This window comes from Mesorhizobium humile, from assembly GCF_033977215.1.
In the GTDB taxonomy this organism is placed as follows: Bacteria; Pseudomonadota; Alphaproteobacteria; order Rhizobiales; family Rhizobiaceae; genus Mesorhizobium; species Mesorhizobium humile.
Window position 1 is genome coordinate 1 of sequence record NZ_JAVIIV010000015.1, and the last position, 20,080, is coordinate 20,080.

Annotated in this window: 18 protein-coding genes; 2 read left to right on the forward strand and 16 right to left on the reverse strand. The window is 65.0% G+C overall.

Features of this window, described 5'->3' with window-relative positions; translation table 11 throughout:
* Positions 1-384 precede the first annotated feature (384 nt).
* From RFM52_RS21160 to RFM52_RS32850, 14 genes are all read right to left on the reverse strand, one after another.
* Positions 385-1,197: an NAD-dependent epimerase/dehydratase family protein gene (locus tag RFM52_RS21160; RefSeq protein ID WP_320297017.1), complete on the reverse strand. Its 813-nt coding sequence runs from the start codon at positions 1,195-1,197 to the stop codon at positions 385-387.
* 3 nt (positions 1,198-1,200) lie between these two features.
* Positions 1,201-2,403 (reverse strand): pyridoxal phosphate-dependent aminotransferase, encoded by a 1,203-nt coding sequence (locus RFM52_RS21165; protein ID WP_320297016.1) that lies wholly within the window; start codon positions 2,401-2,403, stop codon positions 1,201-1,203.
* Positions 2,400-4,019, reverse strand: coding sequence for a hydantoinase B/oxoprolinase family protein (locus RFM52_RS21170; RefSeq protein ID WP_320297015.1), 1,620 nt, complete (start codon positions 4,017-4,019; stop codon positions 2,400-2,402). The genes RFM52_RS21165 and RFM52_RS21170 overlap by 4 nt, the downstream gene beginning before the upstream one ends.
* Positions 4,016-6,112: a hydantoinase/oxoprolinase family protein gene (locus tag RFM52_RS21175; RefSeq protein ID WP_320297014.1), complete on the reverse strand. Its 2,097-nt coding sequence runs from the start codon at positions 6,110-6,112 to the stop codon at positions 4,016-4,018. Before RFM52_RS21175 ends, RFM52_RS21170 begins: the two co-directional genes overlap by 4 nt.
* Before the next feature lie 2 nt (positions 6,113-6,114).
* Positions 6,115-7,779, reverse strand: coding sequence for a thiamine pyrophosphate-binding protein (locus RFM52_RS21180; RefSeq protein ID WP_320297013.1), 1,665 nt, complete (start codon positions 7,777-7,779; stop codon positions 6,115-6,117).
* Positions 7,780-7,992: 213 nt separating this feature from the next.
* Positions 7,993-9,396, reverse strand: a complete 1,404-nt coding sequence (locus RFM52_RS21185) for an FAD-binding oxidoreductase (RefSeq protein WP_320297012.1) — start codon at positions 9,394-9,396, stop codon at positions 7,993-7,995.
* Between the two features lie 173 nt (positions 9,397-9,569).
* Entirely contained in the window at positions 9,570-10,517 is a 948-nt protein-coding gene (locus RFM52_RS21190) for a LysR substrate-binding domain-containing protein (RefSeq protein ID WP_320297011.1), read from the reverse strand.
* A gap of 77 nt (positions 10,518-10,594) precedes the next feature.
* Positions 10,595-11,344 carry an SDR family NAD(P)-dependent oxidoreductase gene (locus tag RFM52_RS21195; protein WP_320297010.1) on the reverse strand — a complete coding sequence of 250 codons (750 nt, stop codon included), beginning with the start codon at positions 11,342-11,344 and terminating at the stop codon, positions 10,595-10,597.
* Positions 11,345-11,355: 11 nt separating this feature from the next.
* Complete coding sequence (locus RFM52_RS21200; protein ID WP_320297009.1) at positions 11,356-12,066, reverse strand: SDR family oxidoreductase; 711 nt, start codon at positions 12,064-12,066, stop codon at positions 11,356-11,358.
* A gap of 295 nt (positions 12,067-12,361) precedes the next feature.
* The gene (locus RFM52_RS21205) at positions 12,362-13,150 is read right to left on the reverse strand and encodes a FadR/GntR family transcriptional regulator (protein WP_320297008.1); all 789 of its coding nucleotides are present in this window, start codon (positions 13,148-13,150) and stop codon (positions 12,362-12,364) included.
* A 151-nt stretch (positions 13,151-13,301) separates the two neighbouring features.
* On the reverse strand, positions 13,302-13,649 hold the full coding sequence (locus RFM52_RS21210; RefSeq protein ID WP_320297007.1) for a RidA family protein: 348 nt from the start codon (positions 13,647-13,649) through the stop codon (positions 13,302-13,304).
* 11 nt (positions 13,650-13,660) lie between these two features.
* On the reverse strand, positions 13,661-14,467 hold the full coding sequence (locus RFM52_RS21215; RefSeq protein WP_320297006.1) for an SDR family NAD(P)-dependent oxidoreductase: 807 nt from the start codon (positions 14,465-14,467) through the stop codon (positions 13,661-13,663).
* The gene (locus RFM52_RS21220) at positions 14,460-15,272 is read right to left on the reverse strand and encodes a shikimate dehydrogenase family protein (protein WP_320297005.1); all 813 of its coding nucleotides are present in this window, start codon (positions 15,270-15,272) and stop codon (positions 14,460-14,462) included. The genes RFM52_RS21215 and RFM52_RS21220 overlap by 8 nt, the downstream gene beginning before the upstream one ends.
* On the reverse strand, positions 15,158-15,427 hold the full coding sequence (locus RFM52_RS32850; RefSeq protein WP_320297004.1) for an NAD(P)-binding domain-containing protein: 270 nt from the start codon (positions 15,425-15,427) through the stop codon (positions 15,158-15,160). Before RFM52_RS32850 ends, RFM52_RS21220 begins: the two co-directional genes overlap by 115 nt.
* Positions 15,428-15,539: 112 nt before the next feature.
* Between RFM52_RS32850 and RFM52_RS21225 the strand changes: the two genes are divergently transcribed.
* Both RFM52_RS21225 and RFM52_RS21230 read left to right on the forward strand, forming a co-directional pair.
* Positions 15,540-16,304 (forward strand): HpcH/HpaI aldolase family protein, encoded by a 765-nt coding sequence (locus tag RFM52_RS21225; RefSeq protein ID WP_320297003.1) that lies wholly within the window; start codon positions 15,540-15,542, stop codon positions 16,302-16,304.
* Between the two features lie 7 nt (positions 16,305-16,311).
* On the forward strand, positions 16,312-17,529 hold the full coding sequence (locus RFM52_RS21230) for an NAD(P)/FAD-dependent oxidoreductase (protein ID WP_320297002.1): 1,218 nt from the start codon (positions 16,312-16,314) through the stop codon (positions 17,527-17,529).
* Between the two features lie 94 nt (positions 17,530-17,623).
* Here RFM52_RS21230 and RFM52_RS21235 read toward each other — a convergent pair whose 3' ends face one another.
* Complete coding sequence (locus tag RFM52_RS21235; protein WP_320297001.1) at positions 17,624-18,979, reverse strand: glutamine synthetase family protein; 1,356 nt, start codon at positions 18,977-18,979, stop codon at positions 17,624-17,626.
* Positions 18,980-19,211: 232 nt separating this feature from the next.
* Entirely contained in the window at positions 19,212-19,910 is a 699-nt protein-coding gene (locus tag RFM52_RS21240; protein WP_320297000.1) for a GntR family transcriptional regulator, read from the reverse strand.
* Positions 19,911-20,080 lie beyond the last annotated feature (170 nt).

Genomic DNA, 20,080 nt, shown 5'->3' on the forward strand with positions numbered 1-20,080 from the left:
GTGGAGCAGCCCGGTAGCTCGTCAGGCTCATAACCTGAAGGTCACAGGTTCAAATCCTGTCCCCGCAACCAAACTTCAAAAACGGCCCGCCTCGCGCGGGCCGTTTTGCTTTGTGCTGCCAGGGCCGGCGATCCTGCATCAGCGGCCCGCAAGGAGCCGAACCGACGCCGTGCGACAAAAAGCCAATCCTGTCCCTAAAACCAAATACAACCCCCGCCGCGCGCCGGCGTTCTCGTAGCCAGCCCTGAGAGGCCAAGCCGGCGCCGGCCCCACAAGACAAAAACCAGTGCCGCTCCCCAAAACCAGCTTCCATTGAAAACGCCGGCAACTCAACGAGTTGCCGGCGTTTTGCTTTCGTGACGCGGTTCCGCTCAGACGAGATGTTCAGGCGGGCTTGTCGTCGGGGTGGCCAAGCTCGCAGAACCAGCCGCCGAGATATTTCACCGACGGCTTGTTCGGATCGGGAACAGGGGTCTTGGCCTCGACCGCGGCGCGAAACGGCTCGGCGCTGTCCTGCGGGATGAAGCCAAGGTGGTCCGCGCCGCTGTTGTCGACCATCTTCAGCTTGTTGTTGGAAATGCCGAAGGAGATCGTGTGGCCGACGCGCGGCGCGGTCAGCGAGGCCTCGACAAGGCGCACGCAGTCGGCGAAGGAAAGATATGACCACAGCATGCGCCGGTCGGCCGGTTCGGGGAAGGACGAGAAGATGCGCAGGCACACCGTTTCGATGCCGAACTTATCCCAGTAGAGCCGGCTGAGGCTCTCGACGAAATTCTTCGACACGCCATAGAGGCTGTCGGGGCGCACTGGCGCGTCGACGCCGATATGCGCCTCGATCTCGTGATAGCCGATGGCATGCACCGAGGAGGCGTAGATGACGCGCTTCACGCCGTGTTTCCGGGCGCCTTCATAGATGTGGTAGGAGCCGCGGATACTGGAATCGAGGATGGTCTGCCATTCGCATTCGAGCGGCGCGCCGCCGAAATGCACGATCGCGTCGCAGTCCTTGGTGGCCGCGATCGTGGCTTCCATGTCGGCGAGATCGAACACCGCTTCCTCTTCGTGCGGCGCTAGATCGCCGAACGGTTCACGGCCTGCCAGGCGAATCGTCTTGGCCAGCGGCGCCAGCCCTTTGCGCAGCTGCGAGCCGAGCCGGCCGGCGGCGCCCGTGATCAGGATACGTTCGTACTGCGGCATCACTTACTCCACTTGCGCGACGGCGGCATTGATCCGCGCGATCGCTTCGGTCAGCACCTCTTCGCTGGTCGCGGTCGAGATGCGGAAATAGGGTGACAGTCCATAGGCGACGCCGGGCACCGACGCCACTCGCCCTTCGTTCAGAAGGTAATTCGCCACGGCCGCGTCGTCCTCCAGCACGACGCCTTTGGGCGTCTTGCGGCCGATCAGACTGGCGCAGCCGATATAGGCGTAGAAGGCGCCTTCCGGCGGCGAGAGCGTGAGCCCGTTGATCTTGCGGATACCGTCGACGACCAGGTCGCGGCGCGCCTCGAACGCCTGGCGGAAACGCGCGACCTCGTCCTGCGGGCCGTTGAGCGCGGCGACCGTCGCGGCCTGCGCGATCGAGCATACGGACGTGCAGGACTGGCTCTGGATCGTCGACATCGCCTTGAGAAGCGGCGCGGGCCCGGCCGCATAGCCGACGCGCCAGCCGGTCATCGCATAGGATTTCGAGACGCCGTTGACGATCAGCGTGCGGTCCTTGAGCTCGGGGCACGCCTTGCCGAAGGAAACGAACGCGCGTCCGTCGAACAGGATGTGCTCGTAGATCTCGTCGGACAGGATGAGCACCTGCGGATGCTTCGCCAGCACCGCGCCCAGCGCCTTGAGATCGGACTGAGAATAAACGGCGCCGGACGGGTTGCCCGGCATATTGAGGAACAGCCACTTCGTCCTCGGCGTGATCGCCTTTTCCAGTAGCGCCGGCGTCAGCCGGAAGCCGGTGGTCTCAGGGCATTCCACGACGACCGGCGTTCCCCCGAGAAGCTTCACCATTTCAGGGTAGGACACGAAGTAGGGCGCTGGCAGGATTGCCTCGTCGCCGGCCTCGAGCGTCGCCATCAGCGCGTTGAAGATGATCTGCTTGGCGCCGTTGGCGACGACGACGTCGTCGGCCGTGTAGTCCAGCCCGTTCTCACGCCGGAATTTTCCCGCTACCGCCTCGCGCACCTCAACTGTGCCGGCAGCGGCCGTGTAGAGCGTCTGGCCGGCCTTGGCGGCGAAATGAGCGGCATCGACGATGTGATGCGGTGTCGGGAAGTCAGGCTCCCCCAGGCCGAGATCGATCACGTCCACGCCCTTGGCGCGCAACGCCTTGGCGGCCTGTGATGCGGCCATCGAAGCCGAGGGCTTCACCACCGAGAGGCGCGAAGCAATGTAGCTCATCGGTCGTTCTCCGTGATGTAACCCTTTGACCGGTCATTGGCTCGTGCGGCCGCATTGCGTTTGGCCGGATCGCCATAGCCGCCGCCGCCCGGCAGTTCGAGGATCAGCCGGCGTCCCGCCGGCACATGCTGCCAGCCCTTGGGGCGCATCTTCGTGCCGTCGTCGAGCTTGACGACGCCGGCAACGCCCGGCCTGCCGCCATTGCGGCCATGGGCCGGATGATTGACGCGATCGAACATGGCCGAAAAGTCGAATTCGTGGCCGTCGGTCGCGGCGATCTCGATGACCTGTCCCAGGCCGCCGCGGAATTCCCCGTCGCCGCCGGAGTTGGGCCGCAGCTCCTTGCGCCAGATGACGATCGGGCCGGTATGCTCGGTCGCCTCGATCGGCATGGTGTGGACGCCGGATGGGAAGGCCGTCGCCGAGAGGCCGTCGAGCTCGGGGCGGGCGCCCATGCCGCCGGAGTTGAACATCAGCACTTCGGCGCGACGTCCGGATCCGCCGGCGACAGGACGCGCCGAAATATGGATGTTCCAGAGCGCGCCGGCGCCTTCGGCGAGAATCTTTCCGGGCAACGCCTTGGCGAAGGCGCCCAGCACGAGGTCGGGAACCATGTGGCCGAAAATATGCCTGAGCGCCACCGGCGCCGGCCGCACCGCATTCAGGATGTTGATCGGTGAGGACACGGTGAAGAAGGCGAGCGAGGCGGCATTGTTGGGAATGTCGGGCGCCACCATGCATTTCAGCGCATAGCAGGCATAGGCCTTGCTGTAGATGATCGGGCAGTTGATGCCCCAGCGGCTCATCGGATCGGTGCCGGTGAAATCAACCTCGACGTGGTCGTCGCGGACCGAGACCGTGGCTGCAAGCTTGACCGGCTCGTCATAGCCGTCGGTCACCAACTCATTCGACCAGCTTCCCTTCGGCAGCGCCTCGATGCGTTCGAGCATGGCGTCGCGGGTGCGCGAGAAGATGAAGTCGCCGAGCCCGTCGAGCGAAATCAGGCCTATCTCCTTCATCATGTCGGTCAGGCGACGGTGGCCGACCTCGTTGCAGGCGGCCAAAGAATAGAAGTCGCCGACGACCTGGTTCGGCTCGCGGACATTGGCGCGCAGGATGCGGACGAGGTCGAGGTTGACCTTGCCCTTTTCCGCGAATTTCATGATGGGGATCTGGATGCCTTCCTCATAGACCGACTTGCCGTCGGCGCCGAAACCGCGCCCGCCGACATCGACGACATGCGCCGTGCAGGCGAAGAAGGCGACGAGCTCGCCGTTGAGGAAGGACGGCGACACCATGGTGATGTCATGCAGGTGGCCGGTGCCGAGCCAAGGGTCGTTGGTGACATAGGTGTCGCCTTCGAACATCTCCTCGCGCGGTATTGCGTTCATGAAATGCAGCACGGCTTCGGCCATGGTGTTGACGTGGCCGGGTGTGCCGGTCACCGCCTGCGCCAGCATCTGGCCGCGCGGGTCGAACACGCCAGCCGACAGGTCGCCGGATTCGCGCACAGAGGTCGAGAAGGCAGTGCGCAGCAAGGTCAGCGCCTGCTCCTCGACCACCGAGATCAACCGGTTCCACATGACCTGCATGCGGATTTCGCCAATATCGCTCATGCCTGGCTGCCTTTGCGGATCAGGAGGATCGCGCCCTCGCTCTGGATGACGGCGTCGAAGCTGGTGGTGACGACGGTGGACGTCTCGCGCTCGACGATGACGGCAGGCCCCGCCACGCGGTCGCCGGCGCAGAGCGTGTCGCGCTCGACGATGCCATAAGTTCGCGAGGCGCCGCTGACCGGGTCGAAGATCTCGCGCGTCGTTGCCGGCTCGGTTGTCTTCTTGCCTTTGGTCAATTCATGCCTCGCTACGGCAGGCCGAACGTCGGTGGCCTTGACCGACCAGGTGACGATCTCGATCTCCAGCCCGTCGAGGCCTTCGATGGCGCGGCCGAAGAAGCGCTGGTAGTTCTCCTCGAACAAGTCCTTGAGCTTTGCCACGGCATCGTCGCCGAACGGCTCGTCCGCCAGCGGCACTGGGATTTCCCAGCCTTGGCCGGCATAGCGCATGAAGGCCGTGATCTCGCAGACGATTTTTCCGCTGGCGCCGGTGCGCACGAACCCCTCGGCCGAGTCTTTGAGGTCGGCGAGCAGGGCATTCACGTCGGCCGTCTTGAAGCGGGACAGGCGCGTCAGCTTCGATGCCAGGGCTTCGTAGCCGAACGGCGCCTTGAGGAAGCCGATCGCCGACCCGACGCCGGCGCCGCGCGGCACGATGCATTGGTCGATGCCGAGCTTTTCGCAGAGCCTCGCGGCGTGGAGGGGGGCCGCGCCGCCAAAGGCGATCATCAGATTGTCGGAAATGTTCTTGCCGTTCTCGACGGCGTGGACGCGCGCGGCATTGGCCATGTTCTCGTCGACCACCTCGCAGATGCCGAAGGCCGTCGCCATGGCGTTCAGCGACAGGCGCTCGCCGACATCGCGCAGGATCGCCTGTTCGGACGCCGCCGTGTCGAGCTTGATCGCACCGCCGGCGAAATTGTCGGGATCGAGCTTGCCGAGCACCAGGTCGGCGTCGGTGATCGCCGGGCGCTTGCCGCCGCGGCCGTAGCAGGCAGGGCCGGGTTCCGAGCCCGCGCTTTCCGGCCCGGTCTGGATGCGGCCCATGGCGTCGACCCAGGCGATAGAGCCGCCGCCGGCGCCGATCTCGATCATCTCGATCACCGGAATGGAGATCGGCATGCCCGAGCCCTTCGAGAAGCGATAGGTGCGCGCGACCTCGAAGGTCCGCGCCGTGCGCGGCGCATAGTCCTCGATCAGGCAGATTTTTGCGGTGGTTCCGCCCATGTCGTAGGAGACGACCTTTTCGAGCCCGAAGCGTCGGGCGATGTCGGCGGCGAAGATGGCGCCGCCAGCAGGGCCGGACTCGACCAGCCGTACAGGGAATTCCGAAGCGGTTTCCACCGAGATCAGGCCACCGCCGGAATGGATCATGAAGACCGGGCAGTCGGCGCCCATATCCTTCAGCCGCGTCTGCAGGCGGGCGAGATAGTCGGCCATCTGCGGGCGAACATAGGCGTTGGCGCAGACCGTGTTGAAGCGCTCGAACTCGCGCATTTGCGGCGAGACCTCGGCGCTGATCGAGATCGGGATGGTGAGTTTGCGAGCGAGGATCTGGCGGGCGCGGCGCTCGTGGTCGGGGTTGGCATAGGCGTGGATGAAGCCGATCGCCACCGAGCCGAAATTGCCGGCAGCGATGCGATCGGCGATCTCCTCGAGCGCGGCTTCGTCCAGCGGCTGCAGCTCCTGCCCTTCGGCGCCGATGCGGCCCTTGACCGTGAAGCGGGCCTCGCGCGGGATCAGCGGCGTCGGGAGCTGTAAATTGAGATCATATTGCTCGAAGCGGTTCTCCGTCCGCATCTCGATCACGTCGCGGAACCCTTCCGTCGTGACCAGCGCGGTCCTGGCGCCGCGCCGCTCGATCAGCGCGTTGGTGGCGAGCGTCGTGCCATGGATGATGATGCCGATCTCGGCCGCCGAAATGCCGGCATCGCGGATGACGACGTCGATGCCGTCGAGGATCGCCTGCTCGGGCGCCGCATAATTGGTCAGCACCTTGGTGGAGAACATCATTCCCCTGACATCGAGCGCGATGTCGGTGAAGGTGCCGCCGATGTCCGCGCCGAGACGGATGTCGTCTGATCTGGAGGTCATGCCTAGGCCTTCTGCGAAGCGAGCGCGGCGTCGCGCATCTGGGAGAGGGTCTGCCGGGGCGTCAGCGCTTCGGGCGAGATGGCGATGTCGAGGACGGCGCCGGTCGCCGACTGCAGCGCCCGTTCGAACGCCGCCGCGAAATCCCCAGTGGTTTCGACGCGCTCGGCGTGAAAGCCATAGGCCTTCGCCAGCGCCACGAAGTCGGGGTTTTCCAGCGAGGTGCCGGAGACGCGGGCCGGATAGTTGCGCTCCTGATGCGCGCGGATCGTGCCGTAGATGCCGTTGTTGATGATGAGCACGATCGGCTGCGCGCCGGCCTGCATGGCGGTGCCGAGCTCCTGGCAATTCATCTGGAAGTCGCCGTCGCCGGCAAAGCAGACCACCGTGCGGTTCGGGTATGCGACCTTCGCGGCAACTGCCGCCGGCAGGCCGTAGCCCATCGCGCCGGATTGCGGGGCAAGCAGCCGCGCCTTCGGCCCGAACTTGAAGAACTTGTTCGGCCATACCGTGAAATTGCCGGCGCCGTTGGTGAGGATGACGTCGGCCGGCAAGGTCTCGCGCAGCCAGGCAGTGACCGCGACCATGTCGACGGGACCGGGCTGGACGGGTGCTGCGAACGTGCCTTCATAGGCCTTGCGCGCCGCCGCGCGCCAGTCGGCCCAGCCACCCTTTACCGGGGACAGGGCCTTGGCGAAGGCATTCGGGCCGGCATGGATGCCGATCGCGGGCACGTAGATCTTGCCGATCTCGCGGTCGGAGCCGTGGACATGGATCAGCTTCTGGCGCGGCACCGGAACGTCGAGCAACGTGTAGCCGTCCGTCGTCATCTCACCGAAGCGGACATTGACCGCCAGGATCACATCCGCCTCGCGGATCAGGTTCTTGACATGCGGCACCATGCCGACGCCGGCCTCGCCGACGAAGACCGGCGAATGATTGTCGAACTGGTCCTGATAGCGGAAGGCGGCAACCACGGGGAGGTCGGAAGCCTCGGCGAAGGCTTGGAGCGCGGCGCGTCCATCCGCCGTCCAGTTGGCGCCGCCCATGAGCAGCACCGGCTTCTCCGCCGCGGCCAGCATGTTCAGCGCCGACGCAATGGCATCCTGCGACGGAGCGGCCTCGAAAATCGAAGCAGGGCCGCTGAGCGGCGCGGCATCGGTCATGGTCGTCAGCATGTCTTCTGGCAGTGCGACGACGACGGGGCCGGGCCGGCCGGTCAAGGCGGTGGTCCAAGCGCGCGCCACGATCTCGGGAAGGCGCGCGACGTCGTCGATCTCGACCGCCCATTTTGCGACGGTCCCGTAGACCGCCCGGTAGTCGATCTCCTGGAAGGCTTCGCGGCCCTTCATGTCGGTGCCGACCTGGCCGACGAACAGGATCATCGGCGAAGAGTCCTGCATCGCGGTATGCACACCGATGCTGGCATTGGTCACGCCCGGGCCGCGGGTCACGAAGCAGATGCCCGGCGAGCCGGTGAGCTTGCCATAGGCCGAGGCCATGAAAGCCGCGCCGCCTTCGTTGCGGCAAAGCACATAGTCGAGCTTGCCATGCGTATCGTGCAGCGCGTCGAGGACGGCCAGATAACTCTCGCCGGGAACGCCGAAGCTCTTGGTGGCACCCAAGGCAATGAGGCACTCGACAAGAAGGCGACCGCCATTGCGGACCATGCTTCGGCATCCTCCTGGATCAGGATGACGTTTCGCCATCCTGATCCAACTCTTTGTTGGAGCATGGTCTTCTCCGAAAACCGGTCCCCACTTTTCGGGATCATGCTCTAAAGCTGGCGGCAAACGGACCGGGCCTGCCCTTGAAACTATACCTGCACCGCGGCGGGCCGGCGCGAAATCAAGAAATGCGATCGATAGGAAAGTTTTTCTTTGCTATGGAGTCCGGACCAAGACACCGGGGTTCATCGTCCCTTGCGGATCGAATGCGCGTTTGAGCCGGGCCATGAGGGCCCGCTCGGTTGAGCTGCGGTTACGGTCGGCCATGGCGATCTTGGCGCGGCCGAGCCCGTGCTCGGCGGCAAAGCTGCCGCCCATGCCAGTGGCCAAAGCAGCCAGCGCCTCGGCGAACGCCGCGCCCTTGCCGTCGAAATCGGCGTGGCCTTCCGGCGGCGACAGATTGTAGTGGATGTTGCCGTCACCGAGATGGCCAAACGGGTTGATCCGCACGCCCGGAAGAATGTCGTGGCACAGTTTCGCGCCGGCCTCGATGAAGCGGGCGATCGCGCCCGGCGGCACGGAGATGTCGTGCTTGAGCTGCTCACCCTCGAGCCGCTGGCCCTCCGGCTGTTCTTCGCGCAGGCGCCAGAACTGCGCCCGTTGCGCGCCCGATGTGGCCAGCGCGCCATCCGTGACCAGGCCTTGCTCCATGCCCCATTCCAGCGTCGAAGCCAGGATCTCGTCGAGAGGGACGCGCGTCGAGCCCGACGCTATCTCGACGAGCAGATAGACGTCGCCCCTTGTCTCCAGCTGATAGGCAAGATCCGGCAGATGCTTGAGCGCGAGCGTCAGGCCGACATCCGAAAAGAACTCGAGGCCGGCGAGGAATTCTCCGGCCTCGCCGCGCAGGAAGGCGCCGAAGGACACGGCGGCGGCGAAATCGGACATCACCAAAAGCGCGCTCGCCTGCTGCTTTGGCGTGGGATAGAGCCTCAGCACCGCGCGCGTCACGATGCCGAGCGTGCCTTCCGAACCGCAGAACAGCTTGCGCAGCTGATAGCCGGCATTGTCCTTCTGCACCGCGCGAAGACCGTCCCACACCGTGCCGTCCGGCAGCACGACTTCGAGGCCGAGCACCAGATCCTGCATCATGCCGAAGCGAAACGCCTGGCTGCCGCCGGCATTGGTGCCGATCAGGCCGCCGATCCTGGCGCTGCCTTCGGCGCCGAGATGCATCGGAAACATCAGCCCATGCGGTTCCAGCGTCTCGTGCAGCGCGGCAAGCACGACGCCTGCGTCGACGATAATCGAGCCGCTGTCCAGGTCCGGTTCGCCGATCGCCGTCATGCGCGAAAGCGAGACGATCACCGCGTTCGCCTGATCGGCGACGGCGCCGCCGCACAGGCCCGTGTTCCCGCCTTGCGGGATCACCACTACGCCCGCCTCCCTGCATATGTTTACGACTGCCGCCACCTCAGCGGTGCTGGCAGGCCGGGCAACGCCAAGAGGCGCTACGCCGTAGCGGTCGAGCCAATCGCGGCGGTAGGGCTCGGCATCAGCGCCCGAAAGCCAGCCTTTCGGTCCGAGGATTGCCTGCAATGCGATAACGAGATCAGCCATCTGGGTACCTGAGATATCGGATGAGCCGCGTAATAGACAGTTGGGGCGTCCGGCTCAATGACCAAGGACCTGCGACAGGAATTGTCGCGTGCGCTCGCTCCGTTGAGGTTGTTCCGTTTCTTGTTGTTGGAGCCCCGCAAGCGGTTGTCGGAGCCCGGTCTCGAAGCCGCTTGTCAGTCGGAAAGCGGGGCCGGTTTCGGCAAGGAGAGCTTGAGGTCGCTGCGCCAATCTTCCTGGGCCAGCCATCGATGGAGCGCGGCCACCGCCTTGACGCGCAGGTGCCCGCGCGGGACGACGAGATAGAAGCCGGGGACTTCCTCCGGTTTCATATCGGCGATGGCGTCGCGGCCGATCGGCGCGACCAGCGCGCCGGAGCGGAAATCCTCCTCGGCGTCGATGACGGAGACCAGGCCGACGCCGATGCCTTGCAAGGTCGCCCGGCGCATGGTCGCCGCGTCGTCGAAGCTGATGCTGCGGTCGCTGTCGGTCAGCTCCACGCCGAGGTGCCGCAATATGTCGGGCCACAGGCGCTTCGACTTGACCGTGTCGAGCAGCGTGAACTTCGTCAGATCACGCGCCGAGTTGATCTTCTCGCCGATCGCCGGCGTGCAGCAGATGATCTTCGGGTCCGGCACCAGCAGCGTGACCTCGTAGTCAGGCCAGTTGCCGTAGCCCCACTGCACAGTCATATCGATGTCGTCGCGACCGAAGTCGGGCAGGTCGACCATTGTGGTCAGGCGCAGGTCCGCTCCCGGCAGCATTTCGCGGAACAGCGAAAGCCTCGGCAGCAGGTAATGCGTGGCGAAATACGGGCTCGCATTGAGGTTGATGCGGTCGCGGTAGTTCGACTTGGTGACGCGGCGCACGCCCTCGGAAAACTCGTCGAAGCCGGCCTTGACGTAGTGCGAGAGCAGGATCGCCGACTCGGTCAGTTCGATCGAGCGGCCCTTGCGCTCGAACAGCGTCACTTGAAGCGTGTCTTCCAGGAGCTTGATCTGCTGCCCGACCGCCTGCGGCGTGACCAGGAGCTCGTCAGCCGCCTGCCGGAAGCTCTTGTGCTGCGCCACGGCGTGGAAGACGCGAAGCGCGTTCAGCGAAGGAAGGCGAAGCTTGCCGGTCATGGTAGTTCCGCCTCCTTTCGTTCGAGCTCCGTCAATCATGCACTGCCACATGCCGGCGGCGTCAGACCGCCGAGGTCCTATGCGTAGATATAACCGCCTGAAACAATTACATTTTCGCCGGTCATGTAGGTGTTCTTGGGGCCACCCGTCATCAGCACCCATTCGGCGATCTCGGTGGGCTCGGCGCCACGGCCGAGCGGGCTTGCCTTGGCCAGTTCCTCGAGGAAGCCGAGGGCCTTGGCCTTCTCGGTAGCCATGCCGGCCGGCGCCACGGAGTTTACCAGGATGCCGTCCTTGGCGACGTAGTGCGCGAAGGACCGCGTCAGGCTGACGACGGCTGCCTTCGTCGCGGCATAATGGGCGTTCTGCGGATGCGCCTTGAAGGCGTCGACGGAGGTGAGGTTCACGATCCGCCCGCGCACATGATCCTTCGGCTCTTGCGCCTGCATGTGGCGGACCGCCGCCACCATCATGTGGTAGGTGCCCTTGATGTTGATGCCGTTCGAGGCGTCCCAGTCGGCGTCGGTGATTTCGAGCAACGGTCGGCGCGGATAGATGGCGGCGCAGTTGATCAGCGTGTCGACGCGCCCGAGCTTGGCCACGATGGCGTCGAAGGCGGCATGGCACTGCGGGCCGACCTGGATGTCGCACGTGGCCGCTGCGGTCGGCAGGCCCTTGGCCTTCGCCGGCCCAAGCGCGCTCTCCGCCGCCTGCTGGTTGATGTCGATGATGCCGACCTTTGCCGCCCCGGCCTCGACAGCCATCTGGGCCAAAAGCGCGCCGAGGCCGGCCCCGCCACCAACGATCAGAACGGAAAGATCCTTCATTCCAGTTTTCCTTACTTGGTGCCGCTGGGCGAGGTCGGCCAGGTCGGCATGATGTCGAAACGGGTGACGTCGGCCCATGCCGGCAACGCGAGCACCGCGACGACCATCCTGGCCACGTCGTCGGGCTGCACCACCTTGCTGGCGTACATGGCGGCGCGCGTCTTGGCGTCGAGGATGTCCTGGTAGAGTTGCGTCTCGACACGCCCGGCGACGATTTCGGTGACGCGCACACCGGAAGGGGAGAGGTCTGCGCGCAGCGCGCCGGCAAAGCCGGAGATCGCCGCCTTGGTGGCCGCATAGACGGCGATGTTGGAGAATGCGGCATGGCCCGCGACGGAGCCGGTGAACAATATGTGTCCCGACTGCCGCTCGCGCATCTGCGGCGCGACGAGGCGGGTGAGCAGGATCGCGGCGCTGAGGTTCACCTCCAGCGTGGCGTCGATGTCGGCGATCTTCATGTCGGCAAAATTGCCGAGCGGCGGCATGATGCCGGCATTGTTGATCAGCACGTCGATGGTGAGGTCCGCCAGCACCGATTCCAGCGCCTCGCGATCGGTGACGTCGACGGCGATGGGAACGATGCCCGGACGCTCGCCTTGCAGGGCTTTCAACGCCGCCTGGCTGCGGCCGACCGCATAGACCTCGTAGCCGGCGTCGCTCAGCGCGATCGCCATCGCCCGTCCTATGCCGCTCGTCGCTCCGGTGATGAAGGCTGTCGTCACTTGGGCTTCCCCATTTGCGGCTTCCTCATTTGCCTGGTTTTCAGTGTGCGGCGCGGGCCGGTGCCGCGAAACCAAGAAAACCAGCAAAAAGGAAAGATAAACTTTCGAGAGCCTTGCTGACGACCGGAATATTCCAACCTCCCTGTGCGGCGGCAAATGCAGACAGCCCAAGGAAAACAACGTCTTCAGCGTTCGAGAGCGGGCCGTTGATCGCGAACCGAGAAAAAACATGGCTTTCGCAAACAGCCGGCGGGGCGCGCGGCGACTGAGGCGAGCGACATCGACGTCGGCGAAACTAGCCGGCTGTCGGCAAGGGCTTTCTCAGCTCGGTGAAAAGCGAGGCGGCGGCTGCTTTCTGCTCTGCCTCGGTTGCCTCGATGCCCGAGGCTTTCGCCAGCGCACGCACGCGACCCAGGCTGTTCTGCAGGTGCTTGCGCATCGCCTGGCGGGCCTTGCTTGCGTCCTGCCGTTCGATGGCATCGACGATCGCTTTGTGCTCGCTGTGGATGCGCGCGTAGTAGCTGTCCTTGAGCGCGGGCTCGACCACATAGCCGAGCTGGAATCGCGGCACGATCATCGGCCCGAGATAGCTCAGGAAGCCGTGGATGAATTCATTGCGCGCGGCCTTGGCGACCGCGAGGTGGAAATCATAATCGTAGTGGATCTGGACGGCGGCGGGGTCCGCGTGCCGGGCGTCAATCTCATCCATCATGGCGCGGATGTCGCGTGCCTCCTTGTCGGTTCGCCGTTCCGCGCAGAGCCCGGCGGACTCGATTTCCACGCTCAGCCTCAATTCGAGCAAAGCGATGGTCTCCGGCAATGTCCGCAGAGCCTCGTCCGGAATCGAGAAATTGCGCGGCGCGGGCGTTTCGCTGACGAACATGCCGCGCCCTTGTTGCGGCACGACCATGCCCTCGGAGCGCAGCCGCGCCACCGCCTCGCGCACGACGGTGCGACTGACGTCGTATTCGGCGCAAAGCTCCGCCTCCGTCGGCAGTTGCGCGCCGGGCAGCAGCGATCCGGAGCGGATCTTTTCGGACAGGCTCTCCGCCACGACGGTGGAAAGCGGCTTGCGCTTCGTCATCAGTCTCCCCGCGAGCAATTCCAGGAAAAGTGTGTAACGGTTTTCCGTCCGGAATTGCGTAGAAACAAAGAGATAGAGCGGTTCGGCGTTTCCGTGAAACGCTGAAGCGCTCGACCCAGATTCGGGATGATGCCCGAACCGGCAGGACCATTCAAACCGCCGCGGTGACGATCAGTTCGACCAGCATGCCGGGCTTGGCCATCCGGCCTTCGCCGGAGGACCGCGCCGGCGCGTGTTCCTTCGGCATCCAGGCGTCCCAGACCGTGTTGACCTCGTCGAAATCGCGCACGTCGTCCAGCCACATCTGGACGTGGAGAATGCGCGTCTTGTCGGTGCCTGCCCTGGCGAGCAGCGCGTCGATCTTGCCGAGCACCTCGCGCATCTGGTCGGCCGCGGACTGGCCCGGCCGGGCGACCTGGCCGGTCAAATAGAGCGTGCCGTTGTGGATGACGCCGTGATGGATGCGGGTGTCGAAGTCGAAGCGTTGGATGTCGCTCACTTGGTTCTCTCTCAGATTACCGGCGTCTGCCGGATGGGATTGCCTTGCAGGTACTGCGCGTAAGGCGCCTGCACGAGCCAGCCGGCATCGACCGGAAGCGTGACGCCGGTGATCGATGCGGCGCGGTCGGAGCAGAGGAACAAGGCTGCCTCGGCGACGTCGCGCGGTTCGACGAAGCGGCGCAGCGCGGTGGTGGCCTGAATGGCTTGCGGGTTGCGCTCGCCCTTCTCGATCTTTGCTTTCAATCCATCCGACAGCGTGTAGCCGGGCGCCACGGCGTTGACGCGGACGCCATGCGGGCCGAGCTCGGCGGCCAGCATCTGCGTCAGCGCCAACACCGCATGCTTTCCCGGCGTGTAGGACGGCAGCGACAGCGGCGCGAAGGAAGCGAGCGAGCCGACATTGAGGATCGCGCCGCGGCCGGCGGCCGACATCAATCGGCCGAACACCTGGCAGCCAAGCAGCGTGCCGCGATAATTGATGCGCCACATCCGCTCGTCTTCATCGAGGTCCTGGTCGAGGACGTGCTTGCCGCTCTGCAGGATGCCGGCGCAGTTGACCACGACATGCGGCGTGCCGAAGGCATTGCTGACATCTCGCGCCAACGCTTCGACCGAGTCGGGATCGGCGACATCGGTCTGCACGAAGATGGCGCTTGGCGCGCCGGCGCTCTCGCAAGCGCCTGCCGCTTCCTTGCCTCGGATGGCATCGCGGCCGGCGACGACAACCTGGTAGCCATCCCCGGCGAAGCGCTCGGCGATCGCGCGACCGATGCCGGACGTGCCGCCGATGACGACGGCGGTCGGTGCGTCAGCCATGGCGGCGATCCTTCCGCTCTATGTCGAAGAATTCGGCCATGGCCTCGACCTGGAAATCCATCATCGGGCGTCCCGGCTGGATGCGGCAGCCGATCTCCTTCGCCGCCTTGAGCAGCGCCGTCTCGGCCGGCTCCATGATGATGTCGACGACCGTCATTTCCGGCGTCAGCTTGCTCACATCCATCGGCAGCGGGTCGGCGGCCTTCAGCCCGGACGGCGTGGCGTTGATCGCCATATCCATGCCGGACGGATCGGGTTCCCCGACTTCGATGCGGCAGTTGGGGAAAGTCTTGCTGACCAGCGAAGCGAGCTTTTGCGCGCGCTCCCTGTCGATATCGGCCAGCCGGATTTCCGACGCGCCTTCCTCGGCAAGGCAGTAGGTCAGTGAAGCGCCGGCGCCGCCGGCGCCGACCTGAAGGATGCGCTTGCCGGCGATCCGGTGTCCGCCGGCCTTCAGTCCCTCGATGAAGCCGACGCCGTCGAAATTGTCGGCATACCAGGTGCCGTCCGCCTGCCGGCGCACGGAATTCGCGCTCTGCACGCGCGCGGCGCGGTCATGGGCGGCGGCGCATTTGTGGAAGACCGGGACCTTGTAGGGGACCGAGATGATCACGCCCCGGATGTTCTCGGCCGCCGTGATGCCGGCCCAGAACGTGTCGAAGTCCTCCGGGCGGCAGCTCAGCGGCACCATCAGGCTGTCGAGCCCCTTCTGCTCGAAGATCTCGTTGAAGATGCCGGGGCTTTTCGCATGGCCCACGGGATGGGCCAGCATGACGAAAACATCGGCCTTGCCGGTTCCGCGCATCGGTTATTCCTTTCCGGTTGAGAGGTCGTGATGACTGAGGATTTCGAGGGTCCGAACGAGTGAAGAATGGTCGGCCTCCGCGCTTGCCCGGCATCGAGGAGATGCCGGGCCATCGGCGCACCCATGACGCCAAGTCCGATGAAGCCGATTTTCATTTAGCAACTCCCATGCGGCGTCGGAGCGCCTTGCAGCTCAAGTTCGACGTATGATATAGGACATCATACAAATTTCAATGCACCTTCTTCACGACTGGAGACCGATCGCAAAATGCAGGAGCGCGTCAATTCGCTGAAGGCGGCCGTACAGGCCGGCCGGGCTCATATCGGCATCTGGTGCTCGCTGGCCTCGGCGCTCACCACCGAGATCGTCGCAGGCTCCGGAGCGGGGTGGCTGCTTGTCGACGGCGAGCACAGCCCGAACGACCTGCGCAGCATCATGGCGCAGCTGCAGGTCGCGGCGGCGTTCCCCTGCGAGGCGGTCGTCCGCTTGCCATCCGACGATCCCAATCTGATCAAACAGCCGCTGGATGTCGGCGCCCGCAGCCTGATGATACCGAACGTGCGCACCGCCGAGCAGGCGCGCGCCATCGTCGCTGCGATGACCTATGCGCCGGGCGGCTTCCGCGGCTTCTCGGTCGGCCACCGCGCCAATGCTTTCGGCCGCATCGCCGGTTATCACGCCAAGGCGCGTGAGCAGCAATTGCTGGCCGTGCAGATCGAGGACGGGGTCGGCGTGGCCAATGCCGCCGAGATCGCGGCGGTCGATGGCGTCGACGTCCTGTTCGTCGGGCCGGGCGACCTTTCGACCAGTATGGGCGCGATGGGCAATCCAGGCGCGGGCCATGTGCAGGAGGCGATATCGTCGGTGCGCAAGGCCGCTGCCTCGGCAGGCAAGGCCGGCGGCATCCTGGCTCCCGTGAAGGCCGATGCGCACCGCTACCTTGCCGACGGCTTCACCATGGTCGCCGTCGGCTCCGACCTCGGCCTGCTGGCGCGGGGTTCGGACGCCCTGATCGCCTCGTTCAACCGGTAGGAAAGTCATGGCAATCCCCCCTTACAAGGCACCGTCGCGCAACGCTTATGACATCGTCATCGTCGGCGGCGCGGTCGTCGGTTCGTCGACGGCCTATTGGCTGAGCCAGGCTCTTGGCGACAAGGTCTCGATCCTCGTCGTCGAGCGCGACTCGAGCTACACCTTTTCTTCCACCGCCCTCTCAACCAGTGCGATCCGCCAGCAATATTCCAATCCGATCAATGTGAAGATCAGCCAGTTCGGCATCGAGATCATCCGTGGTTTTGCCGAGCGGATGGCGCCCTTCTACCCGAATGAGCCGGCGCCCGATCTCGGCTTCAAGGAGCACGGATATCTCTATTGCTGTTCCCCCGAGGGCGTGGAGGCGGCGCGCGAACGAGTCGAGCTGCAGCGCAGCCTCGGCGCCCACACCGTCTTCCTCGAACCGGGGGCCTTGAAGGAGCGGTTTCCGTGGCTGAACGTCGACGATCTCGGCGGCGGTTCGTGGGGCTCCCGCGAAGAGGGTTGGTTCGATTCCATGGGCATGTTGAACGGCTTCCGCCGCGCCGCCCGCGGCAGCGGGGTCGAATATATCGACAATGCCGTGACGGCGCTGGATGTCGTTGACGGGCGGGTCGCCTCCGTCCGCCTCGCGACAGGCCAGACGGTCGCTTGCGGCACGCTGGTCAATGCCGCCGGCCCGAGAGCGCAGCAGGTGGCCAGCATGGCCGGGCTATCCATTCCGGTCGCGCCCTACAAGCGCTACAGCTTCGTCTTCGCCAGCGCCAATCCGATCCCGGGCCGCATGCCCAATGTCATCGACCTTTCCGGCACGTTCGTGCGACCGGAGGGCGAGCTCTTCCTGACCGGCAACACGCCGCAAGGCGACGGGCCGGCCGACTATGACGACTTCGAAATGCATTTCGAGGAGTTCGACGATTACATCTGGCCGGCGCTGTGGCACCGCATCCCGGCCTTTGATGCCTTGAAGGTCCAGACGAGCTGGACCGGCCATTACGAATACAACATGCTCGACCACAACGGCATTGTCGGCTTCCATCCCGAGGTGAGGAACTTCATGTTCGCCAACGGCTTTTCGGGGCACGGCCTGCAGCAGTCGCCGGCAGTCGGCCGGGCGGTGTCGGAGCTGATCGTCCACGGCGCGTTCCAGACGCTGGACCTTTCGCCCTTCTGCTACGAAAGGATCCCACGCAACGAACCGTTCCTCGAGGAAGCGGTGATCTAGAACCTTGAAGGTTGCCTGGATATCGTCGCGTCAGATAGCGGCCCGGGCCGTCGCCCTCTCCTTCAATTTTTGGCGGCCCATCTGTTGGCACACCTCAAACACTTTCGAGATAGGTCTCGATCTCGAAGTCGCTGACGTTGAGCGCGAACGTGTTCAGCTCCTGGCGCTTGCAGGCGATGAAGGCGTCGCGCAGCACATCCGGGAAGATCTCGGCGACGCGCGGACCCGCCTCGAAGGCGGCGATTGCGGAGGCCCAGTCGGGCGGCAGCTTGGCGAGCGTCAGTCCCTGGCCTTCCCCGCCGGTCGGCTCGCCTGGCGAGAGCTGGCGCTCGATGCCGATCAAGGCCGCGCCGAGGATCGCGGCCAGCACCAGATAGGGATTGGCGTCGGCGCCGGAAACGCGATGCTCGATGCGTCGCGCCGCCGACGGGCCGCCTGGAATGCGTATCGCCACCATGCGGTTCTCATAACCCCAGGCAACGGCGGTCGGCGCATAGGAACGCGGCCGCAGCCGGCGGTAGGAATTGAAATGCGGCGCGAACACCAGCGTGCTCTCGGCCATCGCGGCAAGCAGGCCGCCGACCGCGTGGCGCATGGTGTTGGAGCCCTGGTCCGAGCCGTCGTCGAAGATGTTGCGGCCGTCCTTGTCGAGGACGCTGAAATGGACATGGAAGCCGTTGCCGGCGCGCTCGCCATAGGGCTTGGCCATGAAGCAGGCGGCGAAGCCATGCTTGCGGGCGATGCCCTTGACGGTGCGCTTGAAGAGCACGGCGTCGTCCGCGGCGCGCAGCGCGTCGGGGACGTGATTGAGGTTGATCTCGAACTGGCCGACACCGTTCTCGGCGATCGCGGTGTCGACCGGAATGTCCTGCATGCGGCAGGCTTCGTAGATATCGTGGATGAAGGCTTCGAAATCGTCGACCTCATCGATCGAAAGCGCCGCGTCCGAATCGAGACGCCGCCCGGTCACCGGCGAGACCGGCCCGACAGGCCGCTGCGACGTTGGATCGACAAGGTAGAATTCGAGCTCGGTCGCGGTGACGGGCGTCAGGCCGAGCGCGGCGTAGCGGTCGAGGATGCGGGCCAGCGCGCGGCGCGGGTCGCCGAGGTAGGGGGCGCCGCTATCATCGGCCAGCCAGAGCGGCAACAGCGCCGTCGGGTGCGCCGTCCAGTCGACCGGCAGTATGCCACGCCCCGTCCAATGGCAAAGCCCGTCGGCGTCGCCGGTCGAGAACACCTGGGCGTTGCCTTCGATGTCCTCGCCCCAAATGTCGAGGCCGATGGCCGAATAGGGCATGCGCAGCTTGCCTTCGAGCGCCTTGCGCGCCTGCTCGACCGGGATGCGCTTGCCGCGCATGATGCCGTTCAGGTCGCACACCGCCGCCCGCAGGCTCTGGATGTCCTTCCTGCTGTCCAACCACTTCAAGACGTCCGCAATCGCATCGCTCAATTTCCAGCCCCTTTTTCTCTGGGTGCTGTAGCCCTGTCGGCTACGATATCCAATTTTCAGCTTGTGAGTTCGTGAAGGCCAACGCGGCTGACGCCGATCGGCTTTCCTTCATTTTTTCAAGTCACTAGCTGGGATATCGGGCGGCATTTCGGGTCCATATTGTGCGATCTGCGATCGCAACATAGCGACCCGATTGACGAAAGCCAAGCCGGATTCGAGACCGACTTGCCTGTCAGTGCCGCAGTTCCGGAAATTTCACCTGGCCGAGGATATGGGCCGCGCCCTCGGCGATATCGCGCACGATCGCGGCCCGCGCCCTTTCGCCGTCGCCCGCCTCGATCGCCGCCACGACCTCCTCGTGGTAGTCGATGCCGAGAATGCCGGCCAGGTCGTCCTCGAAGCCGATGTGCAGATTTCGCAGGAAAGGGCCGACCTGCATCCATACCGTCTCGATCAGGAAGATCATCTGTTCGTTGCCGCAATGGCGGTAGATCGAGAATTTGAAGTCATAGTTCTTGCGCAGATAGTTATCGATCCCGCCGCCGCGGGCGGCTTCGGTAAGCTCGGCGCAGCGGCGCCGGATCGCGCGCAGATTGTTGCCGTTGATGAGTTTCGTCGCGAGCTCGGTGGCCGTGCCTTCCAGGACCGTGCGCACCGCGGTCAGCTGCTGGAAGCGGTCGGCCGAAATCAGCGGCACCTCGACGCTGCCGTTCGGCATCGGGCTCAGCGCCCTCAGCGCCTGCAGCCGCATGAAGGCGCTGCGAACCGGCATGTCGCTGGTGCCGAGCTCCTTGGCGAGCTTGCGCGAGGTCAGCTTCTGGCCAGGCTGGAGCTGCCCCGACATCAAGGCCCGCACGAGCTCCAGATAGACCTTCTCATGCAGCGGAACGGTATCGACAGCGGTCAGTCCGAATTGCGATTTGGCGGCCATTGGCGATGCGTTGCTTCACTCGTCCCGAAATCTGTTTCGTCACTCTATCCGCGATACGCGGAAGGCGGTTCTGGCCGCCGCACGATAGACGGTCAACGCACGCCGTCGCAAGCGAGAGCCCGCTTAATCGAGACGATGACGCTATCTCTCCGCAATCGACGCCATTGACC

Coding starts and splice junctions, on each gene's coding strand:
- RFM52_RS21170 (WP_320297015.1), bottom strand. CDS start 4,019: ATGAGCGATATTGGCGAAATCCGCATGCAGGTCATGTGGAACCGGTTG.
- RFM52_RS21230 (WP_320297002.1), top strand. CDS start 16,312: ATGGCAATCCCCCCTTACAAGGCACCGTCGCGCAACGCTTATGACATC.
- RFM52_RS21165 (WP_320297016.1), bottom strand. CDS start 2,403: ATGAGCTACATTGCTTCGCGCCTCTCGGTGGTGAAGCCCTCGGCTTCG.
- RFM52_RS21215 (WP_320297006.1), bottom strand. CDS start 14,467: ATGGCTGACGCACCGACCGCCGTCGTCATCGGCGGCACGTCCGGCATC.
- RFM52_RS21220 (WP_320297005.1), bottom strand. CDS start 15,272: ATGCGCGGAACCGGCAAGGCCGATGTTTTCGTCATGCTGGCCCATCCC.
- RFM52_RS21190 (WP_320297011.1), bottom strand. CDS start 10,517: ATGACCGGCAAGCTTCGCCTTCCTTCGCTGAACGCGCTTCGCGTCTTC.
- RFM52_RS21180 (WP_320297013.1), bottom strand. CDS start 7,779: ATGGTCCGCAATGGCGGTCGCCTTCTTGTCGAGTGCCTCATTGCCTTG.
- RFM52_RS21185 (WP_320297012.1), bottom strand. CDS start 9,396: ATGGCTGATCTCGTTATCGCATTGCAGGCAATCCTCGGACCGAAAGGC.
- RFM52_RS21240 (WP_320297000.1), bottom strand. CDS start 19,910: ATGGCCGCCAAATCGCAATTCGGACTGACCGCTGTCGATACCGTTCCG.
- RFM52_RS21175 (WP_320297014.1), bottom strand. CDS start 6,112: ATGACCTCCAGATCAGACGACATCCGTCTCGGCGCGGACATCGGCGGC.
- RFM52_RS21160 (WP_320297017.1), bottom strand. CDS start 1,197: ATGCCGCAGTACGAACGTATCCTGATCACGGGCGCCGCCGGCCGGCTC.
- RFM52_RS21225 (WP_320297003.1), top strand. CDS start 15,540: ATGCAGGAGCGCGTCAATTCGCTGAAGGCGGCCGTACAGGCCGGCCGG.
- RFM52_RS21205 (WP_320297008.1), bottom strand. CDS start 13,150: ATGACGAAGCGCAAGCCGCTTTCCACCGTCGTGGCGGAGAGCCTGTCC.
- RFM52_RS21195 (WP_320297010.1), bottom strand. CDS start 11,344: ATGAAGGATCTTTCCGTTCTGATCGTTGGTGGCGGGGCCGGCCTCGGC.
- RFM52_RS32850 (WP_320297004.1), bottom strand. CDS start 15,427: ATGAAAATCGGCTTCATCGGACTTGGCGTCATGGGTGCGCCGATGGCC.